Genomic DNA, 16,424 nt, shown 5'->3' with positions numbered 1-16,424 from the left:
TCCATAAATACTTTAATATACTTCTTTTGATTTAACTTTTAGAATCTTAGGATTGTAAATATCTTTTATGAAATCATATGACCTGCTTTTATCATAATTATAGTCTATATCAAAATCATTTTTTGCAATAATTTGTCCGTTTAAGCTTAAATTGCAATCATTTATCGATTTTATATCACCACTTATAATAAGTAATCCATTAATTTCTAAATCCTTTTCTAATATTAAATTTCCATCAATTATAAGTATACCACTTATTTTACAAGCTGTCTTTGATTTATCATTAAAATCATCTAGACTCTTATTATCATTATTTTCGCTTGATTTAGCTTCTACTATTGAATTTTTTCTATCATTTTTAATTATAAGCTCATTTGTAACTTTTATCTTTGAATCTAAGTCCCCGTCTAAAACAAGTTTTTCATATTCTTTAAATTCATATTCTTTGAATTTTAAATTTTTAAAAAATTCATCAAATTTGTCATTAAGAATTATCTTATCTTCATTGTATAGTTGGTACTTATCATATAATTCCAAGAAAACTTTACTTTCCGCTCTTACCTTTTTATATGAAATATCTTTTTCCATTAAAAAATTATTATCAGATATTTTCGATATTAATAATTTCTCTTCTTCTCCCATATAATCAATCTTATAAGAAAATTTTTGTCTACTAGCTTTGTTCTCGTTAATTTTTTCTAAAAACTCAGTAAGCCTCTCATCATTACTTAGAGCTATATTATTTAAAGATTCAAGTTTATAAATTATTTTTTTCTTATTGTAAATATCTTCATTTAAATCTTGGTTATTCAAACTTTGCCTGTAAATGAAACTTAGACTTATGGATATAATGCTAAGAATTATTAATACATATATACTTATAAATGCCTTATTTTTCATAAGTTTTTCCTATAAAAGTTTTATAAAAAGAAGTCGATTCTTCTTCTATAAAATCAATACTTATATCAAATCCTTGCCTTTTTTTATCATAAACAATATTGGAATTTTTGCAAATACCTATAGGAACAGCTACCTCCCTATTTTTTCTAGAATCAGTATTTCTTATATATGCATAAAGATTATTGCCATTTTGTTCAAACCTATAAGTGGATAGTGATTCTTCATTTTGAACGTAAAGAATAAAATTTGATTTAGAATTATTTTCTTCTATTTCTTTAGAACTTCTTATAAGATTTTCTATATAAAGCATGCAATTAGTAGAATTCTTGTAGTCCATTTCTTGATAAAAACTTCTATTGCTTAATTTGAAATTTACAAAGATTAAATTGTTTATCAATAAAATCAATATAGAACTTATAAATAAAACCAATATTAGTTCTAATAAAGTAAATCCACGTTTTTTCATTTTTCTACCACCAAGTCAAGAACATATTTATTTTTATAAACTTTTATATGTTTTAACTTATAATTATATTCACTTATCTCAACATTTATGTCAAAACCATTACAATTTTCTATATATGTGCCTTCATCATTTTCCTTATATAATTCTAGTACTTCTTGCATAGCAAAAATTAACCTTGAATCACTTTTTATTTTATCTGAATCATTATATACAGAATATAGGGAAGGTAGAAGATATATTGCAATTACTGAAATTAAAAATAGACCAATTATTACTTCAACCAAAGTAAAAGCCTTAAGTTTTTTATTCATTCATTCTTATCCTTCCTGCTATTGGAGAAATTATATATCCATATCTTCTCTTATCTGAACTAAAATAAATAGTCTGAGCATTAACTACAACACCATTCGACCTAAATTTTAGTTTGTATGTCTTATTTGCCCTTAAATACCTAAACTTTACATATTTATCATCATTATTATTAATATCAGTAATATTTTTTATAGTATATGTATCATCAACAGCTTTAAAGCTATAGATGTGACCACTAGAAAGCGCCTTTTCCCTACAATAATTAAGATCTGCAAATAGGGTTTTAGCTTCATTTTTTTCTTTTATATTTCTATAGATACCGCTTCTAATAATAAAAACACTTGATAATACAGAGATTATTGCTAGAACTATAATCAACTCTACAAGGCTAAATCCTCTTTTTTTCATAACCCACCTCATATATTTATAATGTAAAGATAAGACAAAAATATATATGGACAAAAAGCAATCATTATTTTAGTAGACTTTCTTTTAATAGCCATTATTATAGCAAAAAAAGCTCCTATCCAAATAGAATAAAATAAAAATTCTACAATATTTTCATTCTTTATAAATAAAAATAAACTTAGATAGAAAAAATAGTCACCATCTCCAATATTTCTTTTTGAAATAATATATATAAATAAGAAAATAAAGGAGAATATCAATGCAATTTTTAGAAATCCTATATTAAAAGATAGGTAAAAAAACCTATAAATGAGTCCTAAAAACATTAATATGTAAATATATACCATATCTATATATAAGCTTTTGATATCGATTGCTGATATTACTAAGCAAAGAATCAAACTAAAAAAAATAATAATGCTCTGAATAGTAATTCCATATCTAAAGACCAGTACTGAAAGAACAGCCCCTAACAATTCAAATAAGGGATAAGTTAAGCTTATCTTATAGTTGCAATTTCTACACTTTCCCCTAAGCATTATAAAAGAAATTAATGGTATAAGATCAATGTTAGAAATCTTATGCTTACAGTTTGGACAATGACTTCTTGGATATATTATACTTATTTGTCTAATATTCCTATCTACTAATAAATGAGAAAAGGAACCAAATATGGTTCCCAGAAAAAATACAAATATCCAGTATATCATTTGACTTCATCTGGATCTACAGTAACCGTTTCATTTTTAGGATCTATAGTTACAGTATATGTTACCTTATTATCAAAATTATCATTCTCAAATCTTGGAAGTTCAGGCCACTTATCTACATAAGCTTTTTCATGTTGTCCCTTTGTCCAAGTAACTTCTTCGCCAACGCCATTCATTTCATTTAGCTTAACCAACCCAGCTGTCTTAAGCATAGATACATTTGAATTATGAGCAGTTATAGCTGCCTGATCTTTAGACTTTTGATATCTAGGTATAGCAATGGCTGCAAGTATTGCTATGATTGCTATCACTATTACAAGCTCAATTAAGGTAAAACCATTTCTCTTTCTTATCTTTTTCATAACTATCCTCCTTAGAAATCTATATTATTTACCGAGTCAAACATCGGTATTGCTACAGAAAATACAACAAATGCTACAATCGTTGCCATTATAAGTATAAGAACAGGTTCAGCGAGGGCAGAAATTCTTTTTAGCCTAAAAATATATTCATTGGCATAATAAGATGATGCCTTTTCCAAAGATCTTGACATATTACCACTATCTTCTCCAATTTTCACCATAGAAATCATAAGATTTGAAAATATATTTTCTTTACTAATTGCATCTGATAAGGACAAACCATGCCTTAGGCTGCTTTTGATATTTTCAAACTTAGCTTTAATATATTTATTTTTAAAAGAATCTTTTATTATATCCATACAATCAATTATAGAAATATCACCTCTTTTTAATATATAAAGCAGAGAAGTGATTTGGTATTCTACATTAAGCATCCTAAATTTTTTAAATAGAAAAGATTTAAATAAAATACTATCTATTTTTATTCTATATTCTTTCTTACTCATTAAATATATTAAAAATAAACATAATACTATTAATATTAATAATATATTTAGTCCATTCTTTGTCATAAACTCAGATATTGACAAAAGAAATCTTGTAGCCAGTGGAAGCTCATTATGACTATTTTCGAATACCGATATAAATGTGGGCAAAACTTTTGTAGTCATTATAATAATAACTATAAATGTCACTAACAAAAGTATTACTGGATATATAAAAGCCTGTTTAATCTGACTTTTATTTTTGCTGTCTTCGGTTAAATATTTTGATAATTCATCTAATATATAAGAAAGGTTTCCACTTTCATCACCACTTTTTATAAAAGCTATAATTAAAGGTCCCATGGCTTTTTCTTCAAATTTAAAGGCATCATAAGCCTGGTATCCTTCATTAAGTTTTGCCTTTATATTAGTCAAAGACTTATTAAGCTTCTTATCAAGTCCTTGACTAATTATTATTTCTAAACTATCATAAAGCGATATTGATGAATCAAGCAATAAGGCGAGTTGCTTTAAAAATAAAGCTAAGATATTGGAGTTAATTTTAATATTTCCAATATCTTTATTAAAAAATTCCTTGAGCTTTTTTAAGTTAATATTATTCAATTATACTTCTAATAATTCTTTATTTTTCTTATCTACTATTATATCTATATTATCAATATATTTTTCAGTAATGTTTTGAATTTCTTCTTCTATAGAATATCTATCATCTTCTGTAAGATCCCCAGTTTTTTCTGCTTTTTTTACAACATCCATATTATCCCTTCTTATATTTCTAATTTGGATTTTGCTATCTTCAGAATATTCTGATACTTGCTTTGTCAATTCTTTTCTTCTTTCTTCAGTAAGAGATGGAAAAGGAAGCCTAATTACTTCACCATCATTTTGAGGATTGATTCCTATATCTGATTTATTAATAGCTTTTTCAATCTCTTTAATATTTGACCTATCCCAAGGCTTAATAACTAACAATCTTGGTTCTGGTGTAGAAATTGTTGCGGCTTGATTGATTGGTGTTTGGGTTCCATAATATGAAAATGTAATCCCATCTAATATTGAGTCATTGGCTCTACCTGCTCTAATTTTGGAAATTCTAATTTCGAATGATTCTACCGCCCTTTTCATTTGAGATTCTGTATCCTTAATAATCTTCTCGTACATCAAAAACTCTCCTTTACAATTGTTCCTATTTCTTTTCCTTCAACTATCTTAACTAAATTACTTGGATCATCTATACCAAAAACTAAAATCGGCATATTATTGTCCATGCATAAACTTGTCGCAGTGGAGTCCATAATTTGTAATCTCTTTTGTAAAATTTCACTGTAGGTTAACCTATCATATTTTTTTGCATCGTCATACTTATTAGGGTCTTTATCATAAATACCATCAGTACCTTTCTTTCCTAAAAGTATTACATCTGCACCAATTTCTAGAGCTCTTAAAGAAGCTGTAGTGTCTGTTGAAAAATATGGAAGTCCAGTACCAGCTGCAAAAATAACGACTCTCCCTTTTTCAAGATGCCTTGCTGCTCTTCTTCTTATATATGGTTCCGCTACTTCTTGCATATTTATAGCTGTCATTAGTCTTGTTTCAAGATTCATTTTCTCAAGTGCATCTTGAACTCTAAGACCATTCATAACTGTTCCTAACATACCTATAGTATCACTAGTAGCTCTTTCAACATTTCTACCACTTCTACCTCTCCAGAAGTTTCCTCCGCCTACAACTATGGCTATTTCAAGACCCATTTCTTTGGTTTTTTTGATATTGTTACAAATATTGTCTATTGTAGCATCATCAAATCCAAATCCTTTGTCTTTGGCAAGCGCTTCTCCACTTAATTTTAAAACTACTCTTTTAATATTGCGCAAAACTTTTCCTCCTATTAGTAAAATTATATCCTATTTTGAAATTTTCATAAAGTTATAAGTTATAAGTTTTAAAATTTTATTAGATAGTTTACTATATGTATATCTACCCAAATCAGAAAAATAAAATCTTTATAAAAAATAGTCAAGCTTTCACTTGACTCAGCCTATGGATAAATCAGATAAATCCTTAAAATTTTAATATATTTTGTCTATAGTACGATGGACTATTGCAGAATAAATTAATCGTTCTAAAATTATTACAAACTCCTCCACGACAATTTGGACTCTATAAGCCGACAGGCTATACTCAAATTGTCTAAAAGTAACTTGTAATGATTCAACTTTAGAATTCATAATTTTGCAACAGCCCATTTTATTAAAATATTTGACCAGTACTGTAATGTTTTTTCTATTTATTGAATTAGTTCTTTCTCTTTCGATTGTATCAACGTATTTTTCAAATACTTCTGCATTAAAATATGTCTTATCAAATAATTTAGGCATCTAAATCCTCCTATAAAATACCTTTCTTGTTAGCTTCAAGCATTTCCTCATAAGTCATATCTTTTAATTCCTTTTCTCCTATAGATCCAGACTTACCCATGCTTCTTTGCTTTGGTTCTTCCTCAATTTTAAATAGGTATGAATCACTTTCTTTTAGCCCATCAATTTGTGCCTTTAAATCATCATTTAAGTTTTTAGAATCCTTTAGACTATCAATATCAAGTAAAGCCTTAGCTGCCTTTAAGTTTCTACTACCAGCATTAACCAAGCCTAAATCTATAGCATTATTTAAAGTTATATTGTCCATATCCTCTTTAGCTTTGATTTGTGCCTGTTCATACTTGTTTTTATATTCTTCAGCACTTGCCTTAATTGATTCAATATCCATATCTTTAAAGGCTTCTATCTGCTCATTTGCACTTGCAACTTGATTTTTAAAATTTTCATTTTCAGTTTTTAAAGTTTCAAAGTTATTTTTAAGTTGGTTATAATCTTCAACTTCTTTTCCTCTTAACTTAAAAACTGCCGCTATCTGTTCATCATTTAAACCTATCTCTTTTAACTCTTCCGTCTTCATAAAACATCTCCTTTTAAGCTTTTTAAGTCGTTGCTCTGACTTAGATATTTGTTTTTTTGCATTTTAGGTCTGCTTTGACCATGGCGAAGCTTAAAGGATTTGAACCTTTATCTTCCAGATTTGGAGTCTGGTGTTTTTCCTGATTAAACTAAAGCTCCAAAAAAAATCGCACGATTAACTCATGATTATTACTAGGCTATGACTACCTCTAAACGTAATAACTCACGATTATCGCACGATTATTTTAGATTATTTTTTTATTTATTATTAAAGCTATTACTATAAATGTTATCCCAATTAATAAACTTATCCATAAGGGCGACAACACCCAAATCCACGACCAGTTAATATGATTAGTGAGTTTTAAAAATATAAACAACAAGGTTAATAAACCGAAAAAACCTATACCATTACCATTACAATTTTCACTTTCCATAATTACTCCCCTTAAAAAAAGCACATCCAACTTTCATTAGTGTGCTTTTAATCTAATATTTCTATTTTTTCTATTTGTGATTGGAGAATTACACCATTGCCCCCGTAGAAAAGCATTGGTTCGTCCCATTCATCTTCTGCTTGTATGTATTCTTCACAATACAACTCTTCCACTGATCCATCCTTGAAAAATACTTTTATATTTTTACCTTCAGAATTATACATCATGTCTATTAATGTCATAGAATCATCTCCTATAATGTTTTGGTTTTGCTGGTACAATGTGAACTCCTTTTTCCTTGCTATAAGATATTGAAAATCTATTTGTGATTACTTCATCATCATTTTTACTATTTATCCAATATCCTATATCTTCATCTGCTTCAATGAATTCTTTATTAATCCATTTTCCTACTTTTTTAACTCTAAGTAAATCTCCAGTCCCAGCATACTTATCAACCAAATCTTGTGGATTTACGTCGTCTAGTAAGTAGCTTTTGTGTATGCCTTTTGCCAATTCTTGATTATAATTATTTGTGCCTTGAATATGCTTGTCTTGTCTTCCTTGATTTATATTAAGGTTGTAATCATTTCTAATAGCTTTTCTTAGTTTTTCATCTTTTAAATAAATATCTAAGTTAATCTTATTAGAACCTAAATTATAAAGTTCATTAGCTTTCTTTTGTGCTTTTTTAGTAGCCCAAACTTCCTTACTTGCCTTACTTCTATTATACCCATAAACGCTGGTATTTACACTGGCAGGGCGAAGTTTTCCAGCCTTATTAAAATCTTTATATAACTGCCTTTGCCTTTGTAACCTTACCTGAGCTATCAGTCTACTTTCATCATCTCCAATCCTTTCATACATCATAACCCTATGCTTATATTTTCTTATAGTTCTTTCAATCTGTCTTTGCTTTTGGGTTGCTTCATAATAAGTATATTCCTTTCCATCAAACTCAAAAGGCTCTGGATCTATATCGTCAAGCATTTCTTTAGTCCACTCTTTTTCTGATATCCCCTCAAAGAACGGATACCAATTATGCCTGCAATTTGCACCCATAAATCCAGTAACTTCTCCATATCCAATGTCATCTAAACTTAAATACTTACTATTCTCACCCGATATAGACACAACTTGCCCTTGCCATACCGCATGGCTTGGTCTAGCTCCAGCATGAGCCGATATCTCCATCAAATCTTGCCCCATATCCTTAGCATTATCCATAGATATCTCGCCCGTCATTTGATTTAAAGTAGTTCTTACAATCATCTTACTTGCTGATTCTAATGTATAATTACGTCCACTATTGATATAATTTGTAGACTTTATACTTAAATTATATATTTGACGAAAAAAACTTAAAATATATTTTTTTAGAGAAGTGTTTTTGAAAATAGAAATATTAGAGAAAATACTTTTAATAAAAAATGTATTATCCAGATTTTAAGAAAGCTGATATTAAGAAAAAGATATCTTATTCTTTTAATTAAACCTTTATAATTTTTGTACATAATAATAATGTAGATGGCAAAGCTTTGCAAAAATTAATAGGTTTTACTAATTTTAAGGCACACATACTCCTAAATCTAATATTTAGAGTAATATATTTTAAAGAATCACAAAAAATCAAATAAAAAAGTGGGATAAACAATCCATTTCCCACTCATTAACCACAACAAAAAAAGAAGCGTTAAAATACTAACGCTTCTTTTAAATATTGGTGCGGGATAAAGGAGTTGAACCTTCACGAGAAAATCTCACTAGATCCTAAGTCTAGCGCGTCTGCCAATTCCGCCAATCCCGCATATGGGGTGAGTAGAGAGATTCGAACTCTCGATCTCCTGGGCCACAACCAGGTGTCTTAACCAACTGGACCATACCCACCAAGTAAATAACTTACTATATAAGTATACATCCAATCAAGCTACTTGTCAAATAAATTTAAAAATATTCTTTTTATTTTTCATATTTACTCTAAGTTGTCTCTTCTGACTTGATTATAATACCACGTTTTAATGGTTAATGCAAGTTTTTTTAAAAACTTATAGTTTTACAAAAAAGAACTCTTATAGTAAAATATTTTTAGGATTGACTAGAAATTGAGGTGATTTCATGAAAAAAAAGTCAAAAAGTAAACTTATCTTAAAAATTTTCGCTATTGTTATAGCCCTATCTATGATAATTCCTATAGTTATGAATGCTGTTGAGTCTTTATGATTTTAGAAAATATAGATTACTCAGAAAAAGAAAATATTATAAAACTTACAATATCAAACGAAATTTTTTATTTATCTTATGAGTTTTATAATAATTTAGATATAAACATTGGTGATGAAGTTGATTTTAATCTTTATAAGAAAATTTTAAATGAAAATGACTATAATAGATGTAAATCTTATGCCTTAAAACAAATTTCATATTCTAACAATACTAGCTTTGATTTAAGAAATAAAATGTATAGAAAGGGATTTTCAGATGATAACATTAGTAAGGTTATTAAATTCTTAAAATCCTTTAATTTTATAGATGATGATTACTATGTAAGAAGCTTTGTTAATGATAAGTCAAAAATTTCATCTTGGTCTAAGGCTAAAATCAGGTTTAGGTTAAAGGCTAAGCATATAGATGATAAGTTAATTGATAAATATCTGGATAAAATTACTTATAAGGATGAATACGAAAAGGCTAATTTTTTAGCTCAAAAAAGGTTTGACCTAGGTCATGATAAGGATAAAGTATTTAGGTTTTTAGCTAATAGGGCATTTTCTTATGATATTATTAAGAATGTTTTAGAGGACTTATACCAATGACTTATGGATATGTCTATATGTTAAGATGCTCTGATAACAGTCTTTATACTGGATGGTGTAAAAACATTGATGATAGGTTAAATAAACATAATAGCGGATTAGGAGCTAAATATACAAGAAGTCGTAGACCCTGTAAGTTGGTTTTTTTTAAAGAGATAAATAGTAAAAGTGAAGCTTTAAAGCTTGAAATTAAATTAAAAAATTTAAAAAAGGAATATAAGGAAAACATAGTAAGAAATTTCCAAAATAAAAATGGAGCTATTTGAGGTAGCCCCTTTTTTTTAATTTATCTTTAAGTCTTTCTCCTTTCCTTTCAATACTTAATTCAAATAAACCCATCTTAGTAAATCCAAATATTTCATAATTTTCAAAGAATTTAACAATTGTTTCTTTAACTAAATTAATTAAATTATCATTTCTACTAGATCTTAAAAAATCTATAATAACCATACCTCCTATATTTCTTAATTTTATATTATAAAAAATAAACTCGAGTATGGATTTATTTATCTGATAGAAAAAGTCGCTTTCATTAAGAGTAGAATTTTTCTTTGATGAATTTACATCTATTACTGTAAGAGTTTCTAACTCATTTATTATAATTGATAGATTGCCTCTATATAGCTTATCTTTTCTTACACTTTTTAAAGACTCTTTAAATAATTTATCATTTACTATATCCACCTTAGCTAATTCTAATTCTTTATTTTCTTCAATATAGAAGTCTAATTCATTTTGAGATAATATTAACTTTGGACTAGGTGTAAAGTTTTCTTCTCTTATAATCTTATCTCTAAGATTTATCAAATCATTGTATGACTTCTTATTATAAATTCTGTTCTTTTTTAACTTAGGATAGCCTTTATTTTTAAATCTATATAGATAATATTCTTCATTTTCTATCCTGAAATTTGCACTCATAGTTGGAAGTTTATCATCAAATCCTTCTTTTACTAATTGTACGATAATAGAATCTCCAATTTTAAAGCTTTTTTTTGTTTTTAAAAAGCCCCTTTTATCTTTATCATATAATAAAAAATAAGCATTTATGGAATCTATTTTTCCAACAACTCTAGCCCTGTATATATTATATAGTTCAGGATTGTAAAAATTCAATTCATAAAGCTTATCTTCTACTACCTTACCAAAGGCCTTATTTTTGTCATCTATAAATATATAATCTGTCATTTTTTAAATTTCATTTTTATTTTTTCTATAAAGCTAAGCTTCTCAATATCAGCTTTTTTGTCATCCTTAAGATTGTTAATAATATCTATATAGTCTTCATTTTTTCTTTTTACACCTAAAAATTTAGAAGATTTTTCAAGGATTTCATTTCTCACTATTCTCTCATCAAAGCCATCCTCTGCTTCGATAAAAAAATAATCTGCATCTATTTTCTTATTTATATCCTCATCGCTGACTATCGTTATGGTTTTTTTATTTTCAATCATATTCTTAGCTAAGTTATCAAAAATCAAATAATCATAGCAAGATAAGTCCTCAATTAATTTATTTATATCATCCTTTTTTATTTCATACTTATCCTCTAATAGAGGAGCTATTATAAAATCTATATTTTTATCTGCTTTGTTAATCACATTTTCTAAACTAACATAGTTTAAGAAATGATCACATATATCATATGTAATCATTCCTTCCATGTCGTAAATATCTTCTAAATTCAGACTAGTATTTCTCTTAAATGATATTAATAGACATCTTTTATCTTTAGACAAATCCTTTGATAAATTATTCATAAAAGGAAGCCTATATTCTAGCTTACCTTCAATTAAATATATTTGCATTATTCATCTCCATGTTCATGTTCATCTACTTGATTAATCTCGCCAAGTCTATCAGCTGGATTTATTCCTTGCTCTTGTTCATTTTTTAGATTATTTATTTTTTGGTCTTCTGGATTTATTTTAATATCAAAATATTTGCATATTATATCTCTCATTATAGGAGCACAATTATAGGAAGTATCTCCTTGGGTTAAAACCATAGATACAGCTATTTCCGGATCATCATATGGAGCAAATCCAACCATCCATGCATAAGGATCATACAAAGTTCCATCTGCATTTTTTCCTTCTACTTCAGCCGTACCTGTCTTTGTACCTATATCCAGTGGAATTGTTTTAAGGATTGGATTATTTTGAGATACTAATAAAGTACCATATTTAATATCTTCTAAATATTTTGAATCTTTTATATCAATCTTTTTGTTTTCAGTTTGATTTTCAAATAAGACATCCTTAGAGTTATGCTTAGTTACTTTATCTATTAGTGTATATTTATTTAAATATCCACCATTTGATAAAGTAGATATCACTCTGTTCATTTGAAGTGGAGTGTAGGAGTTTTGACCTTGACCTATAACTATATTTAACATATCAGTAATATCCCATTGTGCTTGATTTAAATAAGTATATTTTAAGGTATCTACTAGACCTGCACTATCCCCTTCTTTTATTTCTATAGGTTCATATCCCATCTCATCTATCATTTTTATAAGTCCATTTCTATCTAAAGAATTTGGATTTTCAGCAAGCTTAAGTATTGTATCAATATCTGTATCTAAATCTGCCTGAGTTTTTTTAGTGTTTTCCTTAATATATTTTTTAAGATTTCCATCAAGATATTTTTTCATCATTGCTTTTGTTACTTCAAGTTTTTTATCGGTTGATGGAATATTACCCTTACTTTCTTGGGGTATATTTATCTCAATACCAGTAATATTGTTAAGTCCTAACATCTCGGCTGCTTTTCTTATATCATTTAACTCTAACTTTATGCCCAAGGAGTTTCCAGTTGCTGGATTTTCTCCCAAAGCTAAACAATAGAAATAATAGTTGCATGAATCTCTTATAGCGCCATATAAGGTCTCTTCACCATGAGTACCACCTGTTTCTGACCAAATTAAGCATGAAAATCTTTTATTACCAATGTCCATAAAACCATTACACAAATTTGTTTTTTGTGGATCAAGTCCTTTTTCAAGTGCTGCTAAACTTGTTACAAGTTTAAAGGTTGAACCTGGCATTACTGCTGTTTGACTTGCTATATTCATCATCGGCCTTGCCTCAAGTACACTAGCATCATCAGGAACTTGTAGGCTTTCCCAATCAGTCGCAGATATTCCTGTCGCAAATAAGTTTGGATCATAACTTGGGTAGGAAGCCATAGCGAGAACCTCTCCTGTTTTAACATTACTTACTACAACTGCTCCACTTGTTGCATTAGGAGCTGATCTTAAAGGAGTGAAATTTCCATATTCTGAACTATATGATTTACCTTGTCTAAGAGCAGCCAGTACATCCTTTAGAGAATTTTCTGCTTGTGCTTGCAAATTAGCATCAATTGAAAGATATACATCATTGCCTGGTTCTGAATCAGTTTTTGATAAAGTTTCAATTCTATTACCAGATGAATCTACAGTCACTACTGATTTACCATTTTTTCCCCTTAAGCTATCTTGATATGATTCCTCAACTCCAGTCTTACCTATAATTTCATCTCTTAGATAAGATTTTTCATTAACATATTTTTTAACTTCATTATCTGTTGCAATAGGCCCCATGTAACCTAGGATATGACTTGCTAAATTTCTATTAGGATAAGACCTTATAGGAATTGTTGCAACACTTATTCCCTTTGCCTTATCTATATTCTCTTCTATTCTTAATACTGTAGCTTCATCTAGATTATAAACCAAATTTATAGGCCTAAAACCAAAAGATCCTTGCCTATTTATTAGATTATCAATAGTAAGCACACCTATAGATTCATAATCGTTATCATTTTCTATTCCTGATATAAGTTTAATATAATCAAGAATTTCCTTAGCACTATCTGACTTACTAAGAGTTTTTATTACAGTATCCTTGTCATGAAGCTTATCTTTTGTAGCATAATATTCAAAAAAGTCCTTTTTATCAATATTAAAGGTATAATCCCAATCCTTGATGTCATCTTCTGATATATCAATTGAAGGATAGACATTATTTAGAGTATTGGCATTTTGAGCTAAATACTTATAATTTTTATCTAAAATAACAGGTTTTAAAAGATTATTTTTATCAGCAAGTACAGCAAGCTCTTCTACAGGATCACCTGCTTGGGAATTTTTAAATTTGATGTCTACAGAATAAATATTTTTATCATCTTTTGTTTCAGTTTTTACTTCTGTTGTAAAATTTGCATAAATCCCTTTATTTTCCAATTTTTCTATAAGTTCATTGGCTGGTATCATATAAGACCCATCTTTTTCATTTATACTTGCAGATTTTAGAAACTCTTTGACAGATGACTTTTTAACTATTTCATAAAAATCATCACTTGCCTTAGAATTTAAATCAATACTAGGATAAATATTATTAAGGCTTGCTTTTTTTTGTATGAATTTTTCGTCTGCACTTATAGCATAGTCTTTTAAAATAATATTTGAATTTAGACCTTGTTTTTTAATTATATTATAAGCTAATATTCTAGCTTGATTATTTTCTAAAATATTTTTAATTACAGATTTATCATCTCCAATTGATTCAACCACTACACTAACGGGATCATCATTAATACTATGTCCTATAGACTTTAATTTACTCTCAGCATTATCCTTATATTTTAAGTTAAGACCATTTTCATCATTACTTACTAATAAGGGTATATCTATCCCTCTTTTTTTCAAAGCAAGCAAAGCTGTTTTCATAGTATCATATTGTATTCCATTTTCATTTGAATTTGAAGTTACAATTTCTCTCATTAAATTATTATCAACAATTATATCTACAATCTTATCTTCTGGAGACTTATCTTCATTGAAATAATCATCTTTTTTCTCATATTGGAAAGAATTTAATCTAATATCAAATTCGTTTTGATAATTAACTCCTGCTTCTTCTAAAATATTAACCAAAGAATTAATAGCCTTTATCCTATCTTCATCTTTTAAGTTTGTTAATTGATCTTTATAAAGTTGAACTACAAAAGAAGGTACAGTTGTAGCCAAAACATTACCATTTCTATCAAGGATATCTCCTCTACTAGCTATCTCATCAACTTCTTGTACCTTTCTATTGTCAGATAAATCTCTGTAATAGTCTCCTTGTCTTACCATTAAAGAAAATAATTTTATAGCTATTGCAATAAATAAGAAGCCAAATATTACTTGAACCAAGGTTAGCCTATTTTCTTTTTGTTTTTTCAAAACCTACACCTCATATTCTATATGTTGGAATATACATAATTTTGTTTACTACTAAATGATAAATCAAATAAATCACTGTATTTAATATCGCTTCAATTATAACTGGTATAAAAAGGTAGTTTTTAATTACTTGTAAATCTCCTTTAAATAAATAAGTTATAAGACCTACAAATAAAAAGTTAATAAAGGTGAATACAAAACTTAACAAAAGTCCAGTATTTTTATCACTCTTAAACCTTAATCTATCATTTCCTACAAATGTTCCTATGAGAAAATAAGAAAGTGCCCTTATACCTATTACATCTGCGAACATCAAATCTTCCAATAATCCTACAATTAAACCTGAATATGCTCCAGTCTTTGGTCCCAATGTTAATGATAAAGCTATTGTCATAGCTATGATTAAATTAATATTTGCACCAAATATATCAACTTTAGAAAAAACTGTGATTTGTAAGATAAAACTCACAAAGACAACAATTAATGTTTTAAATTTATTCATTTTGTCCCCCCTTTATTTTGTAGTATTAAAACCCTATATAGGTGAGAAAAATCTACTGGAGAATCTACTGTAATGTTTTTTCTTAAAGAATCATTGGACATATTTACATTAGAAATTTTTCCAAGGTATAACCCTTTTGGATAAACTCCACCTATTCCTGAAGTCAAAAGAATGTCAGAATCTTTTACATCACTATCTACTTCAAGCATATAACCACTTATAGTTTTATTCTTGTAATCATCTATAACTCCATAATCACCACTTCTTGAATTAATAAAAGAAACGTCATTAGATGAGTTTTTGATGGTTTCAACTTCTGCTGTAGTATCATTTACAGAAACAATTTTACCTATTACTGCTGATGAATAATCAGTGTTTCCTATAGCTTGAAGTACAACATCATTTACCCTAATACTATCATTTTTTCCCTTGTCTATAAAGAATGATTCATGCATAGAGTTAACATCAGAATTAATAATTTGTGCTTTTATATAATTATAGTCACTATTTTCTATTGCATTTCTTTCTGCTTTTAAATAATCTTCTCTATTAATTATCTCTGACAAATTAGCATTTTCTTTTAATAATTTATTATTTTCTGCCTTCATCTTTTCTAACTCAGATCTTGTATTTTTGGAGCCAAATGTATCTTCTACAGCATTTATTATCTCTGAAGATATTGCATATGAAACTTTATTTATTGGTTGAAAAATTGTATTAGTTAGATTATTACCAGCCTTAACTAGTCCTTCCGACATATTTGATGTAAATATTAATACAATTAATAAAATTATTGTAATTATAAAAGATTTATTACTTTTCTTCTTTCTCCTATATGACAT

At 27.7% G+C, this 16,424-nt stretch carries 21 protein-coding genes and 3 tRNA genes; 2 read left to right on the top strand and 22 right to left on the bottom strand.

Annotation, left to right across the window (positions count from 1 at the left end; all coding sequences use genetic code 11):
* Positions 1-12: 12 nt before the first annotated feature.
* The 17 genes from HV819_RS03355 to HV819_RS03275 form a co-directional block, all read right to left on the bottom strand.
* Positions 13-900, bottom strand: a complete 888-nt coding sequence (locus tag HV819_RS03355) for a hypothetical protein (protein ID WP_176269505.1) — start codon at positions 898-900, stop codon at positions 13-15.
* Complete coding sequence (locus tag HV819_RS03350; RefSeq protein ID WP_176269504.1) at positions 890-1,366, bottom strand: prepilin-type N-terminal cleavage/methylation domain-containing protein; 477 nt, start codon at positions 1,364-1,366, stop codon at positions 890-892. The genes HV819_RS03355 and HV819_RS03350 overlap by 11 nt, the downstream gene beginning before the upstream one ends.
* Positions 1,363-1,677, bottom strand: a complete 315-nt coding sequence (gene comGE / locus HV819_RS03345) for a competence type IV pilus minor pilin ComGE (RefSeq protein WP_176269503.1) — start codon at positions 1,675-1,677, stop codon at positions 1,363-1,365. Before comGE ends, HV819_RS03350 begins: the two co-directional genes overlap by 4 nt.
* Positions 1,670-2,086 (bottom strand): pilus assembly FimT family protein, encoded by a 417-nt coding sequence (locus tag HV819_RS03340; RefSeq protein WP_176269502.1) that lies wholly within the window; start codon positions 2,084-2,086, stop codon positions 1,670-1,672. The genes comGE and HV819_RS03340 overlap by 8 nt, the downstream gene beginning before the upstream one ends.
* Before the next feature lie 8 nt (positions 2,087-2,094).
* Positions 2,095-2,796 carry a prepilin peptidase gene (locus tag HV819_RS03335; protein ID WP_176269501.1) on the bottom strand — a complete coding sequence of 234 codons (702 nt, stop codon included), beginning with the start codon at positions 2,794-2,796 and terminating at the stop codon, positions 2,095-2,097.
* Positions 2,793-3,158: a prepilin-type N-terminal cleavage/methylation domain-containing protein gene (locus HV819_RS03330; protein WP_216629204.1), complete on the bottom strand. Its 366-nt coding sequence runs from the start codon at positions 3,156-3,158 to the stop codon at positions 2,793-2,795. The genes HV819_RS03335 and HV819_RS03330 overlap by 4 nt, the downstream gene beginning before the upstream one ends.
* Before the next feature lie 11 nt (positions 3,159-3,169).
* Positions 3,170-4,267, bottom strand: a complete 1,098-nt coding sequence (locus HV819_RS03325) for a type II secretion system F family protein (protein ID WP_176269500.1) — start codon at positions 4,265-4,267, stop codon at positions 3,170-3,172.
* The gene (frr, locus tag HV819_RS03320) at positions 4,268-4,825 is read right to left on the bottom strand and encodes a ribosome recycling factor (protein WP_176269499.1); all 558 of its coding nucleotides are present in this window, start codon (positions 4,823-4,825) and stop codon (positions 4,268-4,270) included. It lies immediately after the preceding gene.
* A complete protein-coding gene (pyrH, locus tag HV819_RS03315) occupies positions 4,825-5,538 on the bottom strand; it encodes a UMP kinase (RefSeq protein ID WP_154539050.1) in 714 nt (237 codons plus the stop codon). Before pyrH ends, frr begins: the two co-directional genes overlap by 1 nt.
* 195 nt (positions 5,539-5,733) lie before the next feature.
* The gene (locus HV819_RS03310; RefSeq protein ID WP_176269498.1) at positions 5,734-6,042 is read right to left on the bottom strand and encodes a hypothetical protein; all 309 of its coding nucleotides are present in this window, start codon (positions 6,040-6,042) and stop codon (positions 5,734-5,736) included.
* Positions 6,043-6,052: 10 nt separating this feature from the next.
* Positions 6,053-6,619, bottom strand: coding sequence for a phage scaffolding protein (locus HV819_RS03305; protein WP_176269497.1), 567 nt, complete (start codon positions 6,617-6,619; stop codon positions 6,053-6,055).
* Between the two features lie 81 nt (positions 6,620-6,700).
* Positions 6,701-6,777: transfer RNA gene (locus HV819_RS03300), tRNA-Trp, on the bottom strand.
* 86 nt (positions 6,778-6,863) lie between these two features.
* Positions 6,864-7,055: a hypothetical protein gene (locus tag HV819_RS03295; RefSeq protein ID WP_154539054.1), complete on the bottom strand. Its 192-nt coding sequence runs from the start codon at positions 7,053-7,055 to the stop codon at positions 6,864-6,866.
* A gap of 47 nt (positions 7,056-7,102) precedes the next feature.
* Positions 7,103-7,336, bottom strand: coding sequence for a hypothetical protein (locus HV819_RS03290; RefSeq protein ID WP_176269496.1), 234 nt, complete (start codon positions 7,334-7,336; stop codon positions 7,103-7,105).
* Entirely contained in the window at positions 7,302-8,369 is a 1,068-nt protein-coding gene (locus HV819_RS03285) for a phage minor capsid protein (protein WP_328700338.1), read from the bottom strand. The genes HV819_RS03290 and HV819_RS03285 overlap by 35 nt, the downstream gene beginning before the upstream one ends.
* A gap of 407 nt (positions 8,370-8,776) precedes the next feature.
* Positions 8,777-8,862: transfer RNA gene (locus HV819_RS03280), tRNA-Leu, on the bottom strand.
* A 3-nt stretch (positions 8,863-8,865) separates the two neighbouring features.
* Positions 8,866-8,942, bottom strand: a tRNA-His gene (locus tag HV819_RS03275).
* Positions 8,943-9,271: 329 nt separating this feature from the next.
* Between HV819_RS03275 and HV819_RS03270 the strand changes: the two genes are divergently transcribed.
* Both HV819_RS03270 and HV819_RS03265 read left to right on the top strand, forming a co-directional pair.
* Entirely contained in the window at positions 9,272-9,868 is a 597-nt protein-coding gene (locus tag HV819_RS03270; RefSeq protein ID WP_154539060.1) for a regulatory protein RecX, read from the top strand.
* Entirely contained in the window at positions 9,865-10,134 is a 270-nt protein-coding gene (locus HV819_RS03265) for a GIY-YIG nuclease family protein (RefSeq protein WP_154539062.1), read from the top strand. The genes HV819_RS03270 and HV819_RS03265 overlap by 4 nt, the downstream gene beginning before the upstream one ends.
* On the opposite strand, the gene HV819_RS03260 is transcribed toward HV819_RS03265, so the two are convergent.
* The 5 genes from HV819_RS03260 to mreC are packed head-to-tail and all read right to left on the bottom strand — an operon-like array spanning position 10,127 to position 16,424.
* Positions 10,127-11,056 carry a ribonuclease E/G gene (locus HV819_RS03260; RefSeq protein WP_154539064.1) on the bottom strand — a complete coding sequence of 310 codons (930 nt, stop codon included), beginning with the start codon at positions 11,054-11,056 and terminating at the stop codon, positions 10,127-10,129. The two genes, HV819_RS03265 and HV819_RS03260, sit on opposite strands and share 8 nt — an antisense overlap.
* Positions 11,053-11,676: a hypothetical protein gene (locus HV819_RS03255; protein ID WP_154539066.1), complete on the bottom strand. Its 624-nt coding sequence runs from the start codon at positions 11,674-11,676 to the stop codon at positions 11,053-11,055. The genes HV819_RS03260 and HV819_RS03255 overlap by 4 nt, the downstream gene beginning before the upstream one ends.
* Positions 11,676-15,080, bottom strand: a complete 3,405-nt coding sequence (locus HV819_RS03250) for a penicillin-binding transpeptidase domain-containing protein (protein WP_154539068.1) — start codon at positions 15,078-15,080, stop codon at positions 11,676-11,678. The genes HV819_RS03255 and HV819_RS03250 overlap by 1 nt, the downstream gene beginning before the upstream one ends.
* A gap of 10 nt (positions 15,081-15,090) precedes the next feature.
* Positions 15,091-15,582 (bottom strand): rod shape-determining protein MreD, encoded by a 492-nt coding sequence (mreD, locus tag HV819_RS03245; RefSeq protein ID WP_154539070.1) that lies wholly within the window; start codon positions 15,580-15,582, stop codon positions 15,091-15,093.
* Positions 15,579-16,424: a rod shape-determining protein MreC gene (mreC, locus tag HV819_RS03240; protein WP_154539072.1), complete on the bottom strand. Its 846-nt coding sequence runs from the start codon at positions 16,422-16,424 to the stop codon at positions 15,579-15,581. Before mreC ends, mreD begins: the two co-directional genes overlap by 4 nt.

Source organism: Anaerococcus faecalis (genome assembly GCF_013371425.1).
Lineage (GTDB): Bacteria > Bacillota > Clostridia > Tissierellales > Peptoniphilaceae > Anaerococcus > Anaerococcus porci.
The sequence above is the reverse complement of the archived record's forward strand: the minus strand, read 5'-3'. Positions and strand labels throughout refer to the sequence as shown.

Coding starts and splice junctions, on each gene's coding strand:
- comGE (WP_176269503.1), bottom strand. CDS start 1,677: ATGAATAAAAAACTTAAGGCTTTTACTTTGGTTGAAGTAATAATTGGT.
- HV819_RS03305 (WP_176269497.1), bottom strand. CDS start 6,619: ATGAAGACGGAAGAGTTAAAAGAGATAGGTTTAAATGATGAACAGATA.
- HV819_RS03270 (WP_154539060.1), top strand. CDS start 9,272: ATGATTTTAGAAAATATAGATTACTCAGAAAAAGAAAATATTATAAAA.
- mreD (WP_154539070.1), bottom strand. CDS start 15,582: ATGAATAAATTTAAAACATTAATTGTTGTCTTTGTGAGTTTTATCTTA.
- HV819_RS03340 (WP_176269502.1), bottom strand. CDS start 2,086: ATGAAAAAAAGAGGATTTAGCCTTGTAGAGTTGATTATAGTTCTAGCA.
- HV819_RS03350 (WP_176269504.1), bottom strand. CDS start 1,366: ATGAAAAAACGTGGATTTACTTTATTAGAACTAATATTGGTTTTATTT.
- HV819_RS03355 (WP_176269505.1), bottom strand. CDS start 900: ATGAAAAATAAGGCATTTATAAGTATATATGTATTAATAATTCTTAGC.
- HV819_RS03295 (WP_154539054.1), bottom strand. CDS start 7,055: ATGGAAAGTGAAAATTGTAATGGTAATGGTATAGGTTTTTTCGGTTTA.
- HV819_RS03330 (WP_216629204.1), bottom strand. CDS start 3,158: ATGAAAAAGATAAGAAAGAGAAATGGTTTTACCTTAATTGAGCTTGTA.
- HV819_RS03255 (WP_154539066.1), bottom strand. CDS start 11,676: ATGCAAATATATTTAATTGAAGGTAAGCTAGAATATAGGCTTCCTTTT.
- frr (WP_176269499.1), bottom strand. CDS start 4,825: ATGTACGAGAAGATTATTAAGGATACAGAATCTCAAATGAAAAGGGCG.
- mreC (WP_154539072.1), bottom strand. CDS start 16,424: ATGTCATATAGGAGAAAGAAGAAAAGTAATAAATCTTTTATAATTACA.
- HV819_RS03265 (WP_154539062.1), top strand. CDS start 9,865: ATGACTTATGGATATGTCTATATGTTAAGATGCTCTGATAACAGTCTT.
- HV819_RS03260 (WP_154539064.1), bottom strand. CDS start 11,056: ATGACAGATTATATATTTATAGATGACAAAAATAAGGCCTTTGGTAAG.
- HV819_RS03310 (WP_176269498.1), bottom strand. CDS start 6,042: ATGCCTAAATTATTTGATAAGACATATTTTAATGCAGAAGTATTTGAA.
- HV819_RS03335 (WP_176269501.1), bottom strand. CDS start 2,796: ATGATATACTGGATATTTGTATTTTTTCTGGGAACCATATTTGGTTCC.